General features: G+C 46.9%; 23 protein-coding genes and 1 tRNA gene. 14 read left to right on the forward strand and 10 right to left on the reverse strand.

The window, feature by feature from the left end; genetic code table 11:
- The 5 genes from dagF to AC6ESP_RS22105 all read left to right on the forward strand — a co-directional run bounded on the left by dagF (window position 1) and on the right by AC6ESP_RS22105 (window position 5,386).
- Window positions 1-756 (forward strand): 2-dehydro-3-deoxy-phosphogluconate aldolase, encoded by a 756-nt coding sequence (gene dagF, locus AC6ESP_RS22085; protein WP_497098896.1) that lies wholly within the window; start codon window positions 1-3, stop codon window positions 754-756.
- A complete protein-coding gene (locus AC6ESP_RS22090; protein WP_497098897.1) occupies window positions 749-1,765 on the forward strand; it encodes a sugar kinase in 1,017 nt (338 codons plus the stop codon). Before dagF ends, AC6ESP_RS22090 begins: the two co-directional genes overlap by 8 nt.
- Before the next feature lie 8 nt (window positions 1,766-1,773).
- The gene (locus AC6ESP_RS22095) at window positions 1,774-2,487 is read left to right on the forward strand and encodes a GntR family transcriptional regulator (RefSeq protein ID WP_497098898.1); all 714 of its coding nucleotides are present in this window, start codon (window positions 1,774-1,776) and stop codon (window positions 2,485-2,487) included.
- Window positions 2,488-2,530: 43 nt separating this feature from the next.
- On the forward strand, window positions 2,531-3,859 hold the full coding sequence (locus tag AC6ESP_RS22100) for a GntT/GntP/DsdX family permease (RefSeq protein ID WP_497098899.1): 1,329 nt from the start codon (window positions 2,531-2,533) through the stop codon (window positions 3,857-3,859).
- A gap of 222 nt (window positions 3,860-4,081) precedes the next feature.
- Window positions 4,082-5,386 carry an ArsR family transcriptional regulator gene (locus tag AC6ESP_RS22105; RefSeq protein ID WP_497098900.1) on the forward strand — a complete coding sequence of 435 codons (1,305 nt, stop codon included), beginning with the start codon at window positions 4,082-4,084 and terminating at the stop codon, window positions 5,384-5,386.
- Between the two features lie 43 nt (window positions 5,387-5,429).
- Here the strand turns inward: AC6ESP_RS22105 and AC6ESP_RS22110 are convergent, their stop codons facing one another.
- On the reverse strand, window positions 5,430-5,885 hold the full coding sequence (locus AC6ESP_RS22110) for a DinB family protein (protein ID WP_497098901.1): 456 nt from the start codon (window positions 5,883-5,885) through the stop codon (window positions 5,430-5,432).
- Between the two features lie 152 nt (window positions 5,886-6,037).
- On the opposite strand from AC6ESP_RS22110, the gene AC6ESP_RS22115 reads away from it, so the two are divergent.
- Window positions 6,038-6,742, forward strand: coding sequence for a type 1 glutamine amidotransferase (locus tag AC6ESP_RS22115; protein ID WP_497098902.1), 705 nt, complete (start codon window positions 6,038-6,040; stop codon window positions 6,740-6,742).
- Between the two features lie 886 nt (window positions 6,743-7,628).
- Here the strand turns inward: AC6ESP_RS22115 and AC6ESP_RS22120 are convergent.
- Window positions 7,629-8,069: a hypothetical protein gene (locus AC6ESP_RS22120; RefSeq protein WP_497098903.1), complete on the reverse strand. Its 441-nt coding sequence runs from the start codon at window positions 8,067-8,069 to the stop codon at window positions 7,629-7,631.
- 402 nt (window positions 8,070-8,471) lie between these two features.
- Between AC6ESP_RS22120 and AC6ESP_RS22125 the strand changes: the two genes are divergently transcribed.
- Window positions 8,472-8,885: an organic hydroperoxide resistance protein gene (locus AC6ESP_RS22125; RefSeq protein WP_497098904.1), complete on the forward strand. Its 414-nt coding sequence runs from the start codon at window positions 8,472-8,474 to the stop codon at window positions 8,883-8,885.
- A 332-nt stretch (window positions 8,886-9,217) separates the two neighbouring features.
- Here AC6ESP_RS22125 and AC6ESP_RS22130 read toward each other — a convergent pair whose 3' ends face one another.
- Window positions 9,218-10,018 carry a DUF2935 domain-containing protein gene (locus AC6ESP_RS22130; RefSeq protein ID WP_497098905.1) on the reverse strand — a complete coding sequence of 267 codons (801 nt, stop codon included), beginning with the start codon at window positions 10,016-10,018 and terminating at the stop codon, window positions 9,218-9,220.
- A gap of 180 nt (window positions 10,019-10,198) precedes the next feature.
- Here AC6ESP_RS22130 and AC6ESP_RS22135 point away from each other — a divergent pair, with 180 nt between their 5' ends.
- The gene (locus tag AC6ESP_RS22135; protein ID WP_497098906.1) at window positions 10,199-10,312 is read left to right on the forward strand and encodes a hypothetical protein; all 114 of its coding nucleotides are present in this window, start codon (window positions 10,199-10,201) and stop codon (window positions 10,310-10,312) included.
- 250 nt (window positions 10,313-10,562) lie between these two features.
- Here AC6ESP_RS22135 and AC6ESP_RS22140 read toward each other — a convergent pair.
- From AC6ESP_RS22140 to AC6ESP_RS22150, 3 genes are all read right to left on the reverse strand, one after another.
- A tRNA-Arg gene (locus AC6ESP_RS22140) sits at window positions 10,563-10,639 on the reverse strand.
- A 150-nt stretch (window positions 10,640-10,789) separates the two neighbouring features.
- The gene (locus AC6ESP_RS22145; RefSeq protein ID WP_497098907.1) at window positions 10,790-11,512 is read right to left on the reverse strand and encodes an amino acid ABC transporter ATP-binding protein; all 723 of its coding nucleotides are present in this window, start codon (window positions 11,510-11,512) and stop codon (window positions 10,790-10,792) included.
- Window positions 11,505-12,941, reverse strand: coding sequence for an ABC transporter substrate-binding protein/permease (locus AC6ESP_RS22150; RefSeq protein WP_497098908.1), 1,437 nt, complete (start codon window positions 12,939-12,941; stop codon window positions 11,505-11,507). Before AC6ESP_RS22150 ends, AC6ESP_RS22145 begins: the two co-directional genes overlap by 8 nt.
- Window positions 12,942-13,259: 318 nt before the next feature.
- Between AC6ESP_RS22150 and AC6ESP_RS22155 the strand changes: the two genes are divergently transcribed.
- Window positions 13,260-13,454 (forward strand): Spo0E family sporulation regulatory protein-aspartic acid phosphatase, encoded by a 195-nt coding sequence (locus AC6ESP_RS22155; protein ID WP_497098909.1) that lies wholly within the window; start codon window positions 13,260-13,262, stop codon window positions 13,452-13,454.
- A 4-nt stretch (window positions 13,455-13,458) separates the two neighbouring features.
- On the opposite strand, the gene tadA is transcribed toward AC6ESP_RS22155, so the two are convergent.
- Window positions 13,459-13,926, reverse strand: a complete 468-nt coding sequence (gene tadA, locus AC6ESP_RS22160) for a tRNA adenosine(34) deaminase TadA (protein WP_497098910.1) — start codon at window positions 13,924-13,926, stop codon at window positions 13,459-13,461.
- A gap of 215 nt (window positions 13,927-14,141) precedes the next feature.
- Between tadA and AC6ESP_RS22165 the strand changes: the two genes are divergently transcribed.
- From AC6ESP_RS22165 to rluF, 3 genes are read left to right on the forward strand one after another with little or no spacing between them, the layout of a single operon-like run.
- A complete protein-coding gene (locus tag AC6ESP_RS22165; RefSeq protein WP_497098911.1) occupies window positions 14,142-15,980 on the forward strand; it encodes an ATP-binding protein in 1,839 nt (612 codons plus the stop codon).
- Window positions 15,981-16,000: 20 nt separating this feature from the next.
- Entirely contained in the window at window positions 16,001-16,765 is a 765-nt protein-coding gene (locus AC6ESP_RS22170; protein ID WP_497098912.1) for an NAD(P)H-binding protein, read from the forward strand.
- A 6-nt stretch (window positions 16,766-16,771) separates the two neighbouring features.
- Window positions 16,772-17,491 (forward strand): 23S rRNA pseudouridine(2604) synthase RluF, encoded by a 720-nt coding sequence (gene rluF / locus AC6ESP_RS22175; RefSeq protein WP_497098913.1) that lies wholly within the window; start codon window positions 16,772-16,774, stop codon window positions 17,489-17,491.
- Between the two features lie 68 nt (window positions 17,492-17,559).
- Here the strand turns inward: rluF and motB are convergent, their stop codons facing one another.
- Both motB and motA read right to left on the reverse strand, forming a co-directional pair.
- Window positions 17,560-18,378: a flagellar motor protein MotB gene (gene motB, locus AC6ESP_RS22180; RefSeq protein ID WP_497098914.1), complete on the reverse strand. Its 819-nt coding sequence runs from the start codon at window positions 18,376-18,378 to the stop codon at window positions 17,560-17,562.
- Window positions 18,362-19,162, reverse strand: a complete 801-nt coding sequence (gene motA / locus AC6ESP_RS22185) for a flagellar motor stator protein MotA (protein ID WP_497098915.1) — start codon at window positions 19,160-19,162, stop codon at window positions 18,362-18,364. The genes motB and motA overlap by 17 nt, the downstream gene beginning before the upstream one ends.
- A 173-nt stretch (window positions 19,163-19,335) precedes the next feature.
- Here motA and AC6ESP_RS22190 point away from each other — a divergent pair, with 173 nt between their 5' ends.
- Complete coding sequence (locus AC6ESP_RS22190) at window positions 19,336-19,629, forward strand: hypothetical protein (RefSeq protein WP_497098916.1); 294 nt, start codon at window positions 19,336-19,338, stop codon at window positions 19,627-19,629.
- Window positions 19,630-19,775: 146 nt separating this feature from the next.
- Window positions 19,776-20,999 (forward strand): EAL domain-containing protein, encoded by a 1,224-nt coding sequence (locus tag AC6ESP_RS22195; RefSeq protein ID WP_497098917.1) that lies wholly within the window; start codon window positions 19,776-19,778, stop codon window positions 20,997-20,999.
- 20 nt (window positions 21,000-21,019) lie between these two features.
- Here AC6ESP_RS22195 and AC6ESP_RS22200 read toward each other — a convergent pair whose 3' ends face one another.
- A complete protein-coding gene (locus AC6ESP_RS22200; RefSeq protein ID WP_497098918.1) occupies window positions 21,020-21,535 on the reverse strand; it encodes a GNAT family N-acetyltransferase in 516 nt (171 codons plus the stop codon).
- Between the last annotated feature and the right edge of the window lie 120 nt (window positions 21,536-21,655).

The raw sequence follows: 21,655 nt of genomic DNA on the forward strand, positions 1-21,655 counted from the left end.
ATGTCCAAGATCGAACAACGTCTATATAAGAACCGTGCAGCCCTGAACGTACTGGCAGGCAGCATTGAGAATGCCAAAGAAGTATTTGATGCTGCTGAAGGTCATGTTATTGTTGGTGTATTGTCCAAAAGCTATCCGAACGCGGAAGAAGCAGTCATTGCAATGAAGCAGTATGGTGCAGCTATAGAAGATGCGGTATCGATCGGACTTGGAGCGGGCGACAACCGTCAGGCTGCCGTTGTTGCAGAGATCGCGAAGAGTTATCCTGGCACTCATATTAATCAGGTGTTCCCTGCTGTTGGAGCAACGCGTGCCAACCTGCAAGGGCAAGACAGCTGGATTAACAGCCTTGTTTCCCCAAGCGGCCGTGTTGGTTATGTCAATATTTCAACGGGTCCTATCAGTGCAGCGAATAGTGAGCAAGCGGTTGTTCCAATCAAGGCAGCGATTGCACTCGTGCGTGACATGGGCGGCAATGCCCTGAAGTATTACCCAATGGAAGGCTTGAAGCTTGAAGAAGAATACCGGGCAGTAGCGCAGGCGTGCGGCGAAGAAGGCTTCGCTCTTGAACCGACAGGCGGAATAGACATGGAGAACTTCGAGCAGATCGTGCGCATTGCCCTTGAAGCGGGCGTACCGCAAGTCATTCCTCACGTCTACTCATCAATTATTGATAAAAGCACAGGCAATACGAACGTGCAGGATGTGCAGGTGCTTAACGAAACGCTGAAAAAGCTGGTTGATGCCCATGGCTAAGCGGATTGCGGCATTCGGTGAGGTCATGATGCGACTGCAAGTACCAGGCTATGAATCGCTCACTCAAGCGAGCTCGCTGCAATATACCTTCTCTGGAACGGGAGTGAATATCGCTTCCGCTCTAGCAAGGTTCGGTCATTCTGGCTATCTGGTATCCACGCTCCCTTATAATGCAGTTGGGGAAGCTGCGATTGCCTACCTGCGGAAGCTTGGCATATCTACGCCTTTCATCAGCAGAGCAGGCAAATACGTCGGCATGTATTTTTTGGAGAATGGATTCGGCGCCCGGCCAAGCCGGGTAACGTATACCGATCGGCTCGGGAGCAGCTTCAACACTTCTCTTCCAGACACGTATGATTTCGGCACGATTGCTGAGAATATCGATATTGCGCATTTTTGCGGCATCACGCTAGCTATGAATGATTCGGTACGCCTTCAGATGAAGGCATTCGCCAGGGCGGTGAAGGCAAGTGGCGGGCTGGTTGTCTTCGACTGCAACTTCCGTCCATCGCTATGGGGAGCAGACGGCTATGCGGTTGCAAGATCCCATTATGAGGAGATGCTGTCGCTAGCAGACATTGTGATGATGAATGAGAAGGACGCGCTATTCACGCTTGGTATGGAGACAGCAGCGGTAGGACGCATGGACCAGCTTAAGGATCTCATCCCGCAAGTGGCGGAGATGTATGGCATTACGGTGGTGGCGGGCACGCACCGTGAGATCAATCGAGATAATACGCATTCGCTTGAAGGGTATATGTACAAGGACGGCGACTTTACTTTCTCGAAGCAGCTCACATTCTCGGTCTATGACCGTATAGGAGCGGGCGACGCTTATGCCAGCGGCATCATTCATGGAGAGGCTAGTGGGTTTCCTCCGGAGCGAACGATTGCTTATGCGGCAGCTGCCGCCATGCTTGCTCATACCGTGGTGGGTGACACTCCAACATCGACCGAGGCAGAAGTGTTCCAGGCGATGACGGATAAAGCGCTGGATGTGGAAAGGTAGTGTAGTGGATGACGATTTCTCGTAAGAAAGGCCCTTTATATTTGCAGGTTAAGAAGATTATTAAAGACCGAATTCTGCATGGGATCTATCCGCTAGGTGCAATTATTCCTTCTGAACCGATGCTTGAGAATGAATTCAATGTGAGCAAGATGACGATTCGGAATGCGGTGCAGGAGCTTGTGCAGGAGGGGTACGTGGACAAACGAAGTGGTATCGGAACGAAAGTAGTCCGGAACACCTCGTTTTCCAAATTGTCAAAAGGAAAGCGCTTTACGGAAATATTGGTGGAGGAAGGACATCAGATCGAGAAGAAGCTTCTTCGTTCCCAATTGGTTCACAATGAGAAGGGAACAGAGGTATACGAGCTTCTTGGCGAGCAATGTCTAAGGATCGACCGCCTGTATGTGCTGGATGGGAAGCCTTACATTTATTACACGCACTATTTGACGTCGGATATTCCGGGAACAGAGCTTGAGGGGCTGGATATCCAGTCGTTGTATGATCTGATCGAAGAATACAATATCGTGCTTGAGAATTTCCGTGACCAATTCACGGTTGCTATTGCGACCCAGGAGATAGAGGACCTGCTCGGGGTGACCGAAGGTGCTCCGCTCCTGAAGCGGCTGCGTTACTCTTATGATACCGAAGGAAGGGTAAGGGAATTCAGTATTGGACATTATAATACCGAATTGCAGCATTACCTGGTTAGCTATGACGTATAGGCGTTCAACCTACAACTAGAGAAGACCTAAGGAGGAAACCCAGGTGGATGCATATCTTTTAGGAGTTACCGTATTATCGATCGTTATCGTTATTCTCGGCGTATCTTGGTGGAAATGGCACGCCTTTATCAGCTTAACCGTCGCCAGTTTATTTCTTGGTGTGATGTCCGGTTTGGAAATGGGCAAAATCGCTACCGTCTATGAGGCTGGTGTTGGAAGTGTACTTGGTCATTTGATCGGTATTCTGGCTCTTGGTACGATTCTTGGTAAAATGATGTCAGACTCTGGGTCCGGCATGCAGGTCGCCAACTTCTTCATTCGAACCTTCGGCGCTAAGATGCTCCCATGGGCGATGCTGGTATCAGGTTTTATCATCGGTATCCCTGTATTCTTCGAGGTAGGGCTGGTGATCTTGCTACCACTTGCGATATCTATCAGCAAGTCTACGAAGCAGAATATTCTGCTCATTGCGCTTCCGGTGCTGGCGGGGATTTCCATCGTGCATGGTCTTGTTCCCCCTCATCCAGGTGCGATGACAGCGATTAATATATACGATGCCAATCTAGGTAAAGTGCTGCTCTATTCCCTGCTTATCGCAATCCCTCCAGCGATTATTGCTGGACCTATATTCGCCAAATGGGTGAATAAACGGGTCATTCCGGTTGGCGAGCCTACTCTCATACAGGCAGAGCTTGATACAGACAAGAAGCAGCCGAGTGTGGGTATCTCATTCCTCATTATTCTGCTGCCAGTCGTTCTGATTCTATTAACCGTCATAGCGCCGTACACAGGGCTTCCAGATGGCGTTGTTCAGTTCATTGCCTTCATAGGCAGTCCGGTTATTGCGCTTCTCATTACTTGCTTCGTTGCATTTATCTTCCTCGGTTATCGCCTTGGAACGGACAAGTATCGCCTGCAGCAGCTGATCAATGAATGCTTGCTTCCATTAGCCTCGATTATTCTCATCATCGGTGCTGGCGGCGGCTTCAAGCAAATCCTCATCGAGAGCGGTGTAGGGGATGCTATCGCTCAATTGTCTGAGAATCTGTCTCTGTCTCCAATCGTGCTGGCATTCCTTGTAGCAGGTCTGATCCGAATTGCTACGGGCTCGGCGACAGTTGCACTGACGACTGCCGCAGGTATCGTCTCTCCGATAGTAGCTGGTGCAACAGGCGTTAATCTGGAGCTGCTCGTTATCGCGACAGGAGCGGGCTCCCTTATGTTCTCCCATGTGAATGACGCTGGCTTCTGGATGGTGAAGGAATATCTCGGTCTAACGGTGAAAGAGACGTTCAAGACGTGGACAGTGCTCGAGACCCTGCTGTCCTTCATCGCCTTCGCGGGCGTACTCGTAGTCGATTATTTTGTATAAGAACTGCCGCAGGTCATCTTCGTTGACCTGCGGTTTTTTTGTTTGTTATAGGAATGTCAGTACATACGCCATACTCTAGTCTATTCATTTATGATACAGTAACAAGGACGATGGCCTGTGGTTAACGGTTAATGGTAATGGTTAATGGACGGCTGTGGGCTTGAAGCTGAGGTCAAGCGTTCTTATACATATAGCTTTATGGTTGGAAGGAGGAATACAGGCTTGAGAATCAAGCTCGGGTATGTGGGTGTCGAGGACACCATGGGATTCGTGACCGATATTATTCGGCAGAGCACTGAATTCGAATGTTATTCTTTTACACATGAACGGTTCGAGGATATTGGTCCACTTGTAACGGAGCATAAAGGTCTGGTTGATATGTGGCTATTCTCCGGACCGCTTCCGTATCAGGCTGCCAAAGAGCAGGCGGCACATATTCAGCAGCCAATGTTCTATATCTCCTATAGCGGGACAGGTCTGTACCGAACGTTATGCCAGCTGTTCTATCGGCAGCGTGTCGATATAACGCGGTTAAGCTTCGATATGTTCAGCAGGGAAGAGCTTGCGAAGGTTGCAGCTGAGCTGGGGCTGGATGACAGCATGCTGAATACGAAGCCATTCGACGGCTCGTATCAGGCATTAATCGACTATCACCATGACCTGTGGGTACAAGGGGAGATCGATTACGCAGTTACCTGTGTCTGGTATGTGCAGGATAAGCTTAAGGGCCTCGGTGTACCTGTGCTGCGAGTGATTCCAACCGAATCCTCTGTCCTTGCAGCGCTGGCGGAAGCTTGGCGAACTTGGGAGACGCTTCGTTATAAGGATACGCAGATTGCGGTGCAGTTCATAGAGACGGACCCTTATGCCGGTATTACGAAGGATACGTACGTATCCGATGAGCTGCTTCGCAAAGAGCTTAAGTTGAGCGAGGCCTTGCTCGATTATTCGCGTAGAGTGCAAGGCTCGCTGAAGATGATTTCGCCGGGGCGCTACGCGATCTTCACCACGCGCGGTATTCTGAAGGAGATTACCGAGCATTTTACACAAATTCCCGAGTGTCCAGAGCTTCAAGACTTGGGCGGGGAGCTGACCTGCGGCATTGGAATTGGGCGTACGGCTTATGAGGCTGAGATTATGGCGGGCAGCGCCCTCATGCAGACGAGACATTATGGCACAGGAGCTTGGATGGTCGTATTCGACGATAAGACGGTAACGGGTCCGCTTGGGCAGGCGGAGAGGCTGTCCTACTCCTATTCTGCCGATGGGATGCAGGCGATCAGCGAGCAGACAGGTCTTAGTGCGGTCACGTTGAGCAAGCTGGAGGCTATACTGAAAAAAACACAGACCGATGTCATTCACTCCAATGAGCTAGCTGGGCAAATGAAAATATTGCCGCGCAGCGCAAGGCGTATTCTGGTGCAGCTGGAGAAGAGCGGTTATGCTGCTGTTATTGGTGAGGAGACAGCCAGCACGAGGGGAAGGCCGCTCAAAATGTATCGCGTAACGTTGAGACGGGACAGCTAAGTCCCGTCTTTTTTTTTGAGCTGCGCGGTTCCACAGCTATTCCTTATCTTGCAAAGATAATAAAATCAAGGCTAACGGGTTCTATACCATCTGCTCGAAGCTGTGAGTTAATCTGTCCTCGATGATACTGACCATGTAGGGCTACATGTGTTAAAATGTCCCGAATGGAATTTGTAAATGCCGTACCTTTACTATTCGTATAAGAGATGAAGTTATCTAGGTCAGTTTTTTCTATTGTGACAATCCATTCTTGAAAGTCTTCTTCATTTTGTTTAGTAAGCTTTGCACAGAGTGCTAGATCACCCTCCGACCAGATTGGTAGTTGTGTACTATCCAGCCCTTTTAATCTAGTTATCCATACTTGTTCTGCATAAAGAATATGAGTAAACAATCGTATCACTCGTGTGTTGTCAGCTTCAGTCTCAGTATTGTGTAAGGTTTGTAGAATACGTTGATTAGCCCAATTCAAATGCTCATACATCTTTTGGATTGTTTTCAAAAAGCACCGCCTCCTGTTTTACCAATTCTGCTGAAAGAAGGGCTATCCCTTCCTTGCAATTGACAGCTCTATCTTTTTTTATTAATATACGGTCATAGCCTTTAATTAGCCGTAATTAAAGGGCAAGTGGTAACATCAGAGGAGGGAAAACATTGAACATCATCGCATTCAAGCATTTTTCATTCGATGATGATTATGCTGTTACGTCTTGGGCTGAGCAGCATGGTCATTGTTTGCACGTACTGTCGCCAGCAGACTTAGCGGATCATTACTCAGCTTTGGCGTCGTTCGATATGCTGATCCTCTTAGGCGGGCCGATGAGTGTGTATCAGGAAGAGCAGTATCCATGGCTCGTTCTAGAGAAACGATTCATTAGTCAGTCTATTGAAGCGGGCAAGCTCGTTCTCGGTATATGTCTCGGAGCGCAAATGCTGTCGGAGATTCTCGGTGGACAGGTCAGTCGTAACGCACAGAAGGAAATTGGCTGGCATACGGTTACCCGAACGACGGAGAATCATCCATGCTTCGACCAGCTACCGCACACCTTCACCAGCTTTCAATGGCATGGCGATACGTTCACATTGCCTCGCGGGGCTAGACGACTAGCTTATTCCGAAGCCTGCGGGGAGCAAGCTTTCGCTTACGGTGATCGAGTGCTCGGCTTGCAGTTCCATCTGGAGACAACGCCAAGCTGCATCCATACAATGCTGGATGTCTGGGTGGATGAGCTGGTCGATGAGCCATATATCCAGCCAGTGGATGTAATTGCAGCCCAATCGGATCGCAGCAGCGATTCTCATGCTATGTTATTCGGGATTTTGGATCGGCTGGCGGAAGTGAATATTGTTGTCCGATAAGTCGATACGAGAACAGGCTATCTTGCGGTCATTTGTATGTCCTCGGATAGCCTGTTTGTGTATTATGCCTATTATTCTTCTGAGTACGAGGGTGCCTTCGCCTTGAAGGCTCCGCGAGCTAATATACCAACGATCACTGCACAGCAGCTTAATGAAGCCGTTATTAACTATCGAGGTTCTCAACAGTGACTCTGATTAAATGATTGTATAAATTTTTGAAACAGTTAATCTAGTTGGGTAATTTATCAAAAAATCATTCAAACTTACTGATTCTGTTATCTTTCTATTTGTAATAACCTCACTAAGATGCGTATTAGTATCTGGAGTTACAGTTGCATCTAGTAGGATAATATCAAATGGCTTAGGAAGACCTTTAAATAATATCGAGAGTTCATTATAACTGTTATAATTCTCTCTAATAAAGTCACATGAACACTGTCTGTGTATGAGGTAATAATGTTGAGGTACAGTAACATTGAGATATTCATTAATTTGGTCTATATAGATATCATGTTTTTGTTGGTAATGAGTTAATGTGCTCGAGGGTATTTTATCATTTGTTGCTATATGTAGAAAAAAAAACAAAATTCATTTCACCTCCGATGAGTGAACCCAGTGCGTAACTATAGCACTGGGTTTGAAATTTTTTATTAGCGTAGTTATTACCAGAAGGAGTGGCCACCAGTTCGTATACCTAGTACAGTTGCGTGAAAATGAGGACGATTCATAATCATCCCATTAGATGTATGACCAGGGTTTCCTTCATCTGGTTTGGTACCAAATGATATATTTGCTGCTAGCGTTAGAGCTGAAGATCTCTGAATAGACCATACATCACCATTAGCTTTTAGATGATCTGATGCCACAGCAAAAGTCATTTGATTTCCTAAGAATATTCCCCCGGTTTAACATTGTTTCTAAATGCTACAAAATGGTTGAATCCCTGCCTAATTTGAGCCGTTATTGTAGCAGCCCCTATAGTTACTTTCGAAGCATTCGCTTTGGCTGTGCTGTTGTAATAAGTTCCGATACCAACAGTGGAAAGTGCGACCACAGCATCACCGTTGTTTATACTATAAACATCATCATTCCCCCATTCTCTGTCAGAGGCCAGCACAACCAATTCTGAGGAATTAGAACCAGCTAGTACTGCTGCTTCTGAGGAATTAAATTCAGTTTCGGGTAAAATACCAGTTAATTTATATTGTTCGTAATATTCTTGGGCAAGGGCATCAATTCTTTTAAATTGTTCCTGGCTTTCTGGGGTATTCATTACTGAAAGAGTAGCTGTTTCAGTGTCTCCAAGTTTCACAGCAAGTTTTCTCATTGCTTCAGTTTTCCGATGTTTTCAATAGTATTTTTGCTTTTCTAGAGTATCTGCAAACTCTGGGTTTTCTATGAGATATTCGTTTGTAAATGAGTTCGAAAATTCAACTATCCCGGTTCATATATTAACAAAAAATTGGTAGATTATAGCATATATATTTGTCTAATCTGTGAACTAACTAGAATGTTAATCTATGGTTCTTATCAGGCTTGTTGATTAACTTGACTCCTAAGAAAATGATGAAAAGTGGTTGATGCGTTTCGTATGAACTATAATTTTTAGGGAGTTGACAACCTGCATCTAGAAGAGTATATTATATTTTATAAAATTAAATTGTATACAACTAGTTTAGTCGCGACGTCAAATTATCTTATCACCTACATTTATTTAGGAGGAATTAGCATGCAAACATTATATACAGCTACAGTAACAGCAACAGGTGGACGAGACGGAAAGCTCGTATCAGACGATAATCTATTGATTGTCGATGTGAAGGCACCGACAGAGCTTGGTGGACCGGGGGGAGCAACGAATCCAGAGCAGCTATTCGCAGGCGGATATGCGGCGTGTTTTGAAAGTGCATTGAACGTTGTTTGCAGAATGAAGAAAATCAAAGTGGACAAAACGCAAGTGACTGCGCATGTATCCATCGGGAAGGCAGATGATGGTGGGTTTGATCTGGAAGTTGAGCTGGATGTGTTGATCGAGGGAGTAGACGAGGCCCTGAAGCAAGAACTGGTCGAGGCAGCACATCAAGTATGCCCTTATTCAAGAGCAACTCGTGGCAATATTCCTGTGGAGCTGAATGTTCTGTAAGGTTGTTAAATGGGAGTCTAACATGACCCCTACATGCAAAACGAGCCTTAGAAGCGATTCTAGAGGCTCGTTTTTCTTTAATAATTTCTCGTTCGGAAAAGTGGAATTTATACCAGTCTCCATTAGTTGAATGGCTCTTTTTATACATATGGAAGGGAGAATGCAGATTGATAAGGCGTTTATTACCTAAATCGGGACTCTGCTTTGAGAAGAAAGATGAATGGAGGGTTATGCATACTATTAATCCTTAAATGTGCGTTTTTCAGTGTTTGCGACCATAAGCCGTGATCGCTCACTGATTGTTTAGGAAAGGAGCATGACAATTATGAAGATTATGCAGGTTTACCGGGCAGACTGTTTTCAAACATATCGATTATAACGAGGAAATGTTCTGCTTCCCGAAATACATGATCCGCCAATAACGGATGGATGATGCTTTTTATACGGCAAGCTTCAATTAGGTCTCGAGCTGTTTTCTTAAAGTCACGAAGCGATTTAACTGACACTCTATTCTGATCAAGAAATTGGTCAAGTAGTGGAACGGTTTGCGATTGAGGCCGCATAGAATCCAAGTCCTTTGCTTGAAATAGTAATGTGTCAAATTCTTGACTGAAGTTATTTGCTTGTTCTACTAACTGCCGCTCGGATGGATCAAGCAAGTGACTAATGAATTTGGCGTGATCAGCCATGATTCTAAGAAAGAAAACATTCTCGTCGATAATAGCATCAGGCAGCGGCTCCAGCCGACCTAAATTTAATTCTGACAAACGATTTCTGAAATAATTAGCTTCCCTACTCACATGATCAACTAACAATGGGAAGTTGTTTGCACCTGGAAGCTGGCACGTCAGTATTAAACCGAGCACTTTTCTTTTGAAAGCCCAAATATAAGAAACGGCAGTATGCACCTCTTCATTGAATCTTTTAATTACGGTGGGATCTGTTCCAAATGTAAAAGCATTAGATCTATTTTCGATTGCTTCAAATATGGCATAGAAATGATTTGCTTCATTAATTAATTGGGTATCCTCACAACGGAAACCCAATTTAAGAAAAAGAGAATGTTCTTTCATAATGCGAGACCAAAACCTAACTTCTTCTAAAGAACGAGCTACAAATGACTGATCTAACAATGGCGGCATCTCCTTTGTAATATTAATCACTAGGAGTAATGTATGTAAGGGAAATTTGTACTATTCCCAGCATTAGAAGTTAGGAATACATGGTCTAAATACGGAAGAACTTGGAGGGATACAAATGATATTCACGATTCGGTCGGGCATAAGCTGACCGCTCTGCTGATACAGCTTGAGGTGCTGCGGATGCTAGCGGACGAGCGGCTTGCCCCCCGGGTCGCGGAACTGAAGGAGCTGGCCAAGGAAAGTCTTGAGGAAACCAGGAGCGCGGTCAAGTCCTTAAAGCAGTAGGAAATTGGCGGGCTTGCAGCGATTCTCAATATGATCCGCAGACTGGAAGCCGAGCAGTTTATGCGGGTGCACTTCAACGTGCAGCAACGGAGCATTATCCGCTCCACTGAGCGCATCGCAGTCGTTCTCCGTATACCGGGCGGTAAAAATGTTCCCAACCCCGTTCCCAATAACAAAAATAGATATGCTGTAATACATATTGAAAAAATAAAAAACCCTTATGTATCAAGGGTTTTTGAAGGTTTTGTTATGGCGCGCCCAATACGATTCGAACGTACGACCTACAGTTTAGGAAACTGTTGCTCTATCCTGCTGAGCTATGGGCGCGCAGTATTGATTATTTTACCACGGGCACCTTAAGAGATGCAAGTTAGGCAGCGTAAGCTAACAAGTTGAACAGCTGATTTATTCGAAAAAAGGGCGTTCCCTAAGGTTGCCATAGCCTTGTGGGAACGCCCTTGTGCCTATAAAGATGTGCTAGAGCACTTGCTCTAGGAACTTGATCGCTCGTTCACTCTGTGGATTCGTGAAAAATTGCTGAGGCGGCGCCTTCTCCACAAGCTTGCCATCATCCAAGAAATAGATGGTGTTGGCAGCCTCCCTTGCAAACTTCATTTCATGGGTGACGATGAGCATCGTCATGCCGCTATGTGCGAGATCGCGGATAACGGCCAATACCTCTTTCACCATCTCAGGGTCGAGAGCAGATGTGGGCTCGTCGAACAGCATCATCTCCGGCTCCATGGCTAAGCTGCGAGCGATTGCCACCCGCTGCTTCTGTCCGCCGGACAGGCGGGATGGATAGCTGTCTGCCTTGTCTGCAAGTCCGACACGCTCGAGCAGCGCCAGAGCCTTCGCCCGTGCTTCCTCTGCTGACAGCTGCTTCACCTTCATAGGTGCGAACATAATGTTATCTATAACGGTCATGTGCGGGAACAGGTGAAAATGCTGGAACACCATACCGATTCCTTGGCGCACTTTCGTAATGTTGGTGCTAGGATCAGTGATGACTGTGCCATCTATCGATATGGTACCTGTCGTTGGTGTCTCAAGCATATTCAGACAGCGCAGGAAGGTTGACTTGCCTGAGCCTGAAGGGCCGATGAGGGCGACAACCTCTCCCTTTTCAATCGTAGTCGTAATTCCTTTGAGCACCTCATGCTTGCCGAAAGCTTTCTTTAATTGATCTACTTTAATCACTGCGGCGCAGCCTCCTCTCGAGCAGACGGGCAAATGATGTTAGGATGAGCACTAATACATAATAGATAACGCCTGCAAGCAGCAAAGGCTCAAGCGCCCTGTATTCCGTCGATTGAATGACATTGGCACGGCGCATAAGATCGGCGACACCAATAACGGATACGAGGGAGGATTCCTTCACCAGAGCTACGCATTCATTAACAAGCGCAGGCAGAATTGTTCGGAGTGCCTGCGGCATAATGATGCTGATCATCATCGTACGGTAGGGAATACCTAGAGCTAGAGCAGCCTCCCGCTGTCCGGGATCGACAGATGTAATGCCTGCGCGGATCGTCTCTGACAAATAAGCAGCCGAGTTAAGGCCGAATGCCAGTCCCGCTGCCAGCAGCGCAGGAATGTCATAATGGAACAGCTGCGGTGTGGCGAAGTAGATGATCGTTAATTGCAGCAGCAGCGGCGTCCCGCGGAACACCGAGGTGTACAGCGTCGCGAACCACTTGAGCGGCTTAATATTCGATATTTTGAACAGAGATAGAATCGTCCCCCAGATGAATCCGAATAAAGCGGAGACAATCGTGAAGAGCAGCGTAACATAGATGCCGCGAAGCATATAAGGGATATAATCCTTCAGAACGCTGAAGTCAAGGTTAAGGAAGGAGCCGCTACTCGCTTCTTTATCTTCCGATTCGAACCACTTGGCTGTCATGGAATCCAGCAGTCCACTATCCTTCATCTCACCTAACACACGATTGAAGTCAGCTACATAGGTTGATTGCTTGGGAAAAGCGATCGCATAGCCAGAATCCTCATCAGAGGTTGGCAGAAAGCTCAGTGAGAGGCCTGGATTAGCTTCCGTGAAGCCAATGGCAACCGCATCCTCAATGATAGCTGCATCTATTCGATTCGAGTTAAGCTCCTGAATAAGATCAGTAACGTCATTGAGCTTGGTCAGCTTAACTCCCGTTAATGAATTAGCTATTTGCTCTTGGAGCGAGCCAAGCTGAACACCAATGCGCTTACCCTCTAGATCCTCTAGCGATTGATAATCGCTCCCAGATTTTGACACAATTGTGTTTCTTGCGACATAATATTCGTCCGAGAATTCGACACTTCGCTGTCGTTCTTCAGTAACAGACATACCTGACATGACGAAGTCAACACGGCCTGTTTGGAGTGCTGCAATTAGCCCATTGAAATCCATACTGGCGATTTTGAGCTCATAGCCTAATTGGTCGGCAATATACTTGGCGATATCGATATCGAGGCCGATAATTTCACCATTGTTTTTGGCATCGACGCTCTCGTAAGGGGGATAATCAGGGGAGGTGCCCATCGTTATCGTCTTCTTCATTGTACCTGCTGCAGGGCTTGCGCTCACTTCTATAGAACCCGCGGCAGTGGATACATAAGGGAAGGAGATCATCGTCATAAAGGCAATTAGCAGAAAGGCAAGGTGTAGCTTTGTTCTTAGATGACTGCGCATGATGTAGTCCTTTCAATTGTTGTTGTTGGAATAGGGGATCTCGTATTAAGATACCCATAATGAAGATGAAACATCTAGACGACTTCTACAAAAGATGGTAATTTAGAACTATATTAGTTGGAAAAAACACCACCATTTGTCGAATAATGCCTAAAAATTGTGCATGCCCGTCGACACGTTTTTACAAACACATCAATGAAGAAGGCGTATAATATAACCATTACCACATGAGTGCTATATAAGGAGCGTGCCCCCAAGCGAGCTATGGACAAAACTAACCTGCTTAATCAATTGCAATCGCTGCGGCTGAAGCTTCATGAAATAGCAGAGGCACGTGGCAGTCTGACAGACCCTGAAGTTCTAGCCATTAGTGAGGAAGCAGATCAATTAATTGTTGCTTTACAGCATATACAGCGCAACGAAGTAGGAGATCCTGCGCTTCGACGAAGCGAAGTGTAAGGGATTATGCTTTTTTGTTACGCAAATTACGGAAGAATTGAGTCAAGAGCGATGCACATTCTTGCTGCCTGACGCCACTGGTTAATTCCGTCTCATGATTGAATCGAGGCTCTTGAAGCAGGTTCATCAAGGTACCGGCACAGCCTGCTTTAGGATCGCTTGTTCCATATACTACTCGTTTGACTCTCGACTGTACGATTGCTCCTGCACACATCGGACAAGGCTCCAATGTAACATATAATGTGCAATCGATCAATCGCCAGGCATCCAGTCGTTCACAAGCCTCTCTAATAGCGACCATCTCAGCATGTGCGGTGGGATCATGAGTCGTTTCCCTTAGGTTATAGCCCCTCCCGATGATTTCGCCATCCTTCACAATAATGGCTCCTATCGGAACCTCTCCAATAAGCTCGGCTTTGTGAGCTTCTTCAATAGCCATTAACATCCATGCTTGATCTTCTTCCAGAATCATGTAATAGAACCTCCAAATAGATTGAAATCACGAATTATGCATCGAACAGATATTCTGTTGTTAACATGTGGTGGATAAAACTGTGGATAACTATATAGATGTCCACAAAAGTACACACATCTTATTCTAGGTGCTTGTGGATTGGTTGTTGATAATGTGAATAACATGTGGATACGATGTGTAATTCTCCCCTGAGTAAAGGATGTGTAGTGCCGTTGTCCTTCAAAATCAAATTCTCATTGCTGATCTCCATGCTCGTACTCACTATGCTCATCCTTATCGTTATTTTGGACCAATATTCTATGCAACGCAATATGGAAAGACAATTAAGGGTCACCTCTGAACAAATATCTCATTTGTTCGAGACTCCTGCGAGTTGGGATCACAGCCACACAGCGGAACAACTGAACTTCGAGAGAAATCAACTCTCCTCGCTGCTACAGGAGATCGATCCCGACCTGGTGGAGGTTACCGTGTTTCGTAAGGGATTAGACGCTGCCAGTACCAAGCTGGACAATCAGATTGTATATGGTACATATGAATTTCGGAGTGATGATCTGGATGAGGAGTATGTCAGGGAAGCCTCTGAGAATAAATTTCTAACGCGTGAATTTGTTGTTCAGGACAGAAAATATATTAAAAGCTACTATAGCAACGAGCATTTAGGTCCTTATGTCATAAGCCTTGTGTATAACTGTGATAAATTTCACGATAGTCTTGCTTTCAAACGTGTAGAGGCAATGAAGCTCGGAAGCTTGGTTATGGTTGTCATTCTGATAAGCAGTTATCTACTTGCCGGATTCATGCTAAGGCCGCTTCGAGCGATCCTGTGGAAAGTCAATGAGGTGTCATTAGGCCGGTTTCAGACGGTCATTAAGGTCAGCGGCAAAGATGAGTTTGCGCTTCTGGCCTTGAAGGTTAATGCGATGTCACAGAACCTTAGCATATACATGGATAAGCTTCGCATAGCCTTCGATGACAACCGTCGAATGAAGGAGTATTTGCAATCCTTCATTAATCATACGAGCGATGCCATCCATGTTGTTGATCTAGAGGGCGTTATTATTCAGGTGAACTACGCCTTCGAGCAGTTGTTCGGCTATGAGAGCGATGAAGCAATTGGGCATAAGCTGGAGCTTATACCAGATACGCATAGAGGAGAAATGCGGCTGCTCATTAATTCTCTGCTAGCAGGCAAAGTGCTCCCTGCACAGGAGACAGTCAGAATGACGAAGCATGGGGAAATCATTCCGGTCAGTGTAACGGTGTCGCCGATAAGAGACGCTGAGGGGAATGTGCAGGCGCTCGCCAGCATAACCCGCGATATGAGAAGCCGCAACAAAATGGAAGAGCTGTTAAGACGTTCGGAGAAATTGACGACGGTCGGCCAGCTGGCGGCAGGGGTAGCGCATGAAATACGGAATCCACTCACTACGCTTCGCGGCTTCCTGCAATTGCAGCAGCAGAGCCAGCGGATGAATCAGCAGCATACTAGTCTAATGCTGTCTGAGTTGGATCGGATTAACTTGATTGTTGGGGAATTTCTCATTCTGGCCAAACCACAGGCCATCCGATTCGCCAATAAGGATGTTAGAGATGTGTTCAGAGATGTATTATCTCTGCTCGACAGCGAAGCACATCTCCATAATATTGTTTTCAGTACATTATTCACTGAGCTGCCCTGTCATATTTCCTGTGAGGAGAATCAGCTTAAGCAGGTATTCATCAATTTATTGAAGAATGGCATCGAGGCTATGCCATCTGGGGGACGCATACATACGCATATCGCACGTAAGGGCGATCAAGTTACGATCTCAATCTCGGATGAAGGGATTGGTATTCCCGAGGAAATGATTCCGAAGATTGGCAATCCTTTCTTCACAGGCAAGGAGACAGGAACAGGGCTCGGAATGATGATTAGTCAGCGGATTATTCATAGTCATCAAGGCTTGATGGAAATTCAAAGCCAGGTCAATGTAGGGACGACGATTACGATCACGCTTCCTGCTTTGAAACTAGAGCAGGACGAAGGTATACTGGATGAAAGGCAATAGGAGAAGGTGAGAATGGGAAGATGGGGAATCAATCGACTGGGGAACAGAAGACGGATAGGGCTCTAACCTATAGCTGTCTCATTGCTGGAGCAACGGGGCTGGTCGGCTCGGCCTTGCTGCGGCAGTTGTTGACCGATCCGCATTGTCATCAAGTTACGGTGCTCGCTCGCAGGCCGCTAGAAGAGCCTGTGCAGGATGCAGGTGGCCGCTCGAAATTAAGAGTACTCATCGTTGATTTCGATCAGCTTGAGGATGCACTGGAGGATGTGCAGGCAGACATCGTCTTCTGCGCGCTCGGCACGACGATCAAGGTGGCGGGGTCACAGGAGGCTTTTCGCAGAGTGGATTACGATTATCCGTTAGCGCTGGCTAAGTGGGCGGAGTTCGCTGGAGTGAAGCATTATATGATCATTACAGCAATGGGGGCTTCCGCCTCATCACGTATCTTCTATAGTAGAGTTAAGGGAGAGCTTGAGGATCAGCTTATCCACATTCAGGTGCAGACTGTACACTTGTTTCATCCATCCCTGCTGCTGGGACATCGCTTTGCTAGGCGGAGTGGAGAATCGATTGGCGCCGTTCTATCGAAGGCGTTACAATGGATGATGGTTGGGTCCTTAAGGAAGTACAGGGCGATTCGGGGAGAAGATGTGGCAAGAGCGATGAGATTGGCCGCTGTTCAAGCTTCTCAAGCTGCTATGGTTAACAAACCCGGCAACCAACCGGTCGTCTACAAATATGAGTCCGACCAGATAGCAGCAATGGCCGTACATACAGCGAGGTGAGTGCTTATGCGTATTAATAAGTTTATTAGCGAGACAGGCTACTGCTCGCGCCGGGAAGCCGATAAGCTGGTGGATAGCGGACGTGTGACCATTAATGGAGAGAAGGCACAGCTTGGCAGCCAAGCGGAGCATGGCGACGATGTTCGAATTGACGGCAAGCAGATTGGTGAACAGAAACGCCATGTCTATATTGCTCTCAATAAGCCTGTAGGCATTACGTCTACGACAGAGCTCCATATTAAAGGCAATATCGTTGACTTCGTAGGACATAGCGAGAGGATCTTCCCGATTGGAAGACTGGACAAGGATTCAGAGGGCCTCATTCTATTGACTAATGATGGAGATATCGTGAATCCAATTCTACGCTCAGAGGGTAAGCATGAGAAGGAATATATCGTGACGGTAGATCGTCCATTAACGGCTTCCTTCGTGAAAGGGATGTCGGAGGGAGTTCATATACTGGGCAGTATGACCTTGCCCTGCCAAGTGACGAGAGTAACAGAGCGAGTGTTCCGCATCATCCTGACAGAAGGGCGCAATCGGCAGATTCGACGGATGTGCGAAGCGTTCGGCTATCATGTTCGGAAGCTGCAGCGGGTTCGTGTAATGAATATACAGCTTGGAGGGCTCCAGGTAGGCAAATGGCGTGACTTGTCTGAGACAGAGCAGCAGGAGCTGTTCGAGTCTTTGAACTATAAGCCAGCATCTGCACTGCCGAGATCCTAATACAAATCCCCTGCACTAACGCTTATAGAAGCGATAGGGCAGGGGATTTGTCCTGTTATAAGAAGGAATCAGGATTGCGGTGTTGCTGGGATGGACTGTGCATTATCCACATCCGTATAGTTCCGAATGATGGATACCTCAACTCGGCGGTTCTTAGCACGTCCGTCGATTGTGTTGTTCGTAGCTAGCGGACGATATTGCCCGTAGCCGATTGCGCTGAAGCGCTCTGGCTTCAGCTGTTCATTTTGGAGCAAAATATCCATGAATCGAATAGCGCGTGATGAGCTGAGATCCCAGTTGGACTTGAACTCACTCGTACTAATCGGCTCATTATCGGTATGTCCGGAGACGATAATCTCATATTGCGGATACTGCACCAGCATCTTAGATATAGCTGAGGCTAGTGAACGGGAGGTTTCCTTGACATCCGACTTGCCTGAAGCGAACAAGGCGTTATCGCTGATCGTAATCATCAGCTGCGATTGGTTCAGCTTCGTCTCGAGCTCGCTCGTCAGTCCACTCTCCTTAATATAATCGTCGAGGCTTTTCTTCAGCTTCTCCAGATCCTCTTGCTCTTGCTTGATCAATTCCTCGCGTCTGGATTCTGCGTCCTCTTGCTTCTCCTCGTCTTCTATTTCAGTCGATTCTGGATCTGTGGAGGATGGCCCCGTCTCAATAATGGTCGGTTGGTCAAGCACACCCGAGCCTGTGTTGAGCGCGATACTGAAAGCCTCGCTCATCTCTTCGAATTTCTTAGCGTCAACTGCACTAACGGCATACAGTACAATAAACAGGGCTAGAAGCAAGGTAAGCAAGTCGGCATAGGGTATGAGCCACGACTCGTCGACATGTTCCTCATGCTCTTCGTGCCTATGCTTTCTGCTCAACGGCTCCTTCCTCCTTCTCCTTCATCTTAAGGCGCTCTGTCGGAGTCAGGAATACCGACAGCTTCTGGTTGATAGCGATGGTGGATACACCGGATTGAATGGAGAGAAGGCCTTCAACCATCATCAGACGGATTTGAATCTCGCGTTTGGAGATACGCTTCAGCTTATTGGCGATTGGATGCCACAACACATAACCGGTGAAGATACCAAGCAGGGTAGCGATGAACGCACCAGCGATAGAGTGGGCTAGAGTAGCCATGTCATCCATATGGCCGAGTGCGCCAACCAAGCCGACTACGGCACCAAGCACCCCGAGAGTAGGTGCATATGTCCCTGCTTGGGTGAAGATTAGGGCGCCAGCTTTGTGGCGATCCTCTGTTGCTGCAATATCCTCAAGGAGAACATCACGTACGAAATCCTGGTCATTGCCGTCAATAATCATACGCATACCATTGCGTAGGAATGTATCTTCGATCTCATCTACTTTTGCTTCTAGTGCGAGTAAGCCTTCGCGACGAGTAATGGATGCCCAATCCATGAAATTTTCAATGAGAAGCTCACGGGACATCACTTGTTGCTCAGAGAACACTATTTTGAACAGCTTCCCTACCTTAGACAGCTCTGACATAGGAAAGGCGATCATAACTGCAGCAATGGTGCCGAGAATTATGATCATGTACGCAGCAGGGTTCAATAGACTGCTTAAGGGAGCCCCCTTTAACACCATTCCGACTAATACAGCTACAAGTCCAAGTACAATACCTATTACTGTTGAATTTTTCATCATACACCCCGTCCAGTACGTTTTCGACAATTATCTACTATTATTATCGACAGGATGAGGCTGTGAAGTTAGACTTTGTAAACGATTTGCGAGGATAGGCGTTAAATTTCATAAAATGCGGTAAAATGAACGTATAAGGATAATTCAAATAGATAGATAAGGTGGTTATTAGAATGGGTGTTAGACATGCTAGGGAATATGTAGATATATTGAAGGAATTGACAGAAGCAGTGGCTGGGATTGAAGGAAGCTATGCCTTCTTCGAGATGGAGCAGGAGGAATGGGAAGCGCTCGGGGAGGAAGATCGGCATGAAGTAATGGAAGCTTTGGCGGATGATGTCTTCTTTGGACTAGGTGAACAGCCTGTCATTGCTGTAGGCCAAGGTGCGATCTCGTACCATTCGAAGCATCATGTCATCGAAGTATCGCAAGGGGATAACGTAACTCGCATGATCAGATTGATTTAGCTGCCGTTTTTCGCTCTCTTTGAGACGAATGTCGAATCTTTACATTTATTGTCGATTCATATACAATATGAGTCAACTTATTATGGAAGATAATATGACATAGACGTAATCCAGGGGAGAGCGTAATGGAAGACTGCCTATCAAACATGATGTTGCCACAATCACTCAGATTGCTTCAAGGGGAGCAAGTATCTGCTTACTATCAACCGATTATTGCGATGGATACGAGATGCATAATGGGATATGAGGTGCTTGGCAGAGCTACTAGAGCTGAGGGACAAGAGGTTCGAAGCTTAGGGCCTTTCTTCGGTGATGCCTCTGTTGCAACAGAGGATCATATTATCGTAGACCGCCTTGTGCGCGAGGAAGCGATGCGGAAGCTCGGTGCAACCGATAATCCACCTATGCTGTTCATTAATCTTAAGCCGAGCTGGATTTATCGATACAGGGATTCTGGCGAGCTATATACGTTATCCCTCATTGATAAATACAAGATTGATCCAAGAAGAGTGGTTATTGAGATCACGGAGGAGAGCTTCGCTGGCTCCATGGAGGAGCTGCGCGAGGTTGTCGATCTGTATAGGTCAAGAGGCTGTCTCATAGCAATTGATGATGTAGGGAGCGGTTTCAGCAGTACGGATCGAATCGCACAAATTCAGCCGAATATATTGAAGATCGATATTCATATGATTAAGCGCAGTGCTACACATGATGGGTATCTAGGAGCACTGCGTTCCTTCTCAGCCCTAGCCGAGCAGATCGGCGCATCCCTTCTGGCCGAAGGGGTGGAGACGAAGCAGGATTTGGCTAGGTCCATTGAGGCTGGCGCAAGGTATGTGCAGGGATTTCTCTTCGCGAGAGCTGAGCCGGAGTTCCAGCAGGCGGGCCGCTTCGCTGAGCTGCTTGAGACGGAGCTTACGCTGCATCTCTCGAACCATCTGCGTTCAGAGAGGTATTGGCAGGGTCAAGCAGAGCAGCTAGCTCAGCAGCTAGACGAGATCGTTCAGCAGTCGAGACCTTCGAATAAGAAGAATGAATGGATTCAGAGCCTGCTTCCGAAGCTGCATCCGAGCTGCATTCGTGTCTATTTGTGCCGTGAGGATGGGATTCAGCTGTCTTCCAATTTCTCACGCCGAGCGGAAGAGCAGTGGCATCAAGAGAATGAATATAGAGGCGCTAATTGGAGCTGGCGGCCGTATTTCGTGCCGAACCTGGTCCAATTAAGCGAGGAGCGCCGCGCCATCGTGTCGCGAGCCTATACCGATCTCGATTCACATGCATGGATTCGAACCGTATCGGTATTGGCAGAACCGGGGCTTATCTTATTTGCCGATATGAAGGACCCGGAACCGGATGGCGAGCGAATGTAAGCTGGTAATCCCTCTTCTGCCTATGAGCTGTATACCATGCAGTGGAATTCGGCAGCGCCTGTAGGGGTGCTGCGGATATAGGTATCTTCGATGGTGAAGCCTACTTTCTCATAAGTCCGGATCGCTCTTATATTCCATGTCAGCACTTCTAGATCAATCTCATCCTTAGGGGCTCTTCGCTTGGCTTCTTCGACAATCAACTGGGTGAAGGCTGCACCTCTTCCGGAGCCGCACAGGTCTGGCCGCAGGCCAAGCCCAAGCCTTGTCACGCCCAGAATAGGGAAGAACTGAGCGAAGCCAATGAGCTCAGATTGTCTATCGACAACAGCTGCATACTGTAATTGCCTCAGAACGGGATCGCCGAATTCGATTCCGTCTTTTTGCATGTCCAGCCATGATGGCCAATGATATAATTGAAAGGGCGGCTCGTACTGCCATGAGCATAACTGCTCAGCATGATGGGGCTCAAGCGGCAAGATGGTCATTTCTCCATCGGGTAGTTTATAATGAGATGAGTTAGTGGGGAAATCAGACATGCTGCATACCTCCCTATGAGTAACATGGAATACATTCATTATATCAAATTAGGCTTAAGCAATCTGAGCAGCTATGACTAGACAAGAGATGAATGGATTGTGCTGCCCTTAGAACATGAA

The organism is Paenibacillus xinjiangensis (assembly GCF_059686975.1).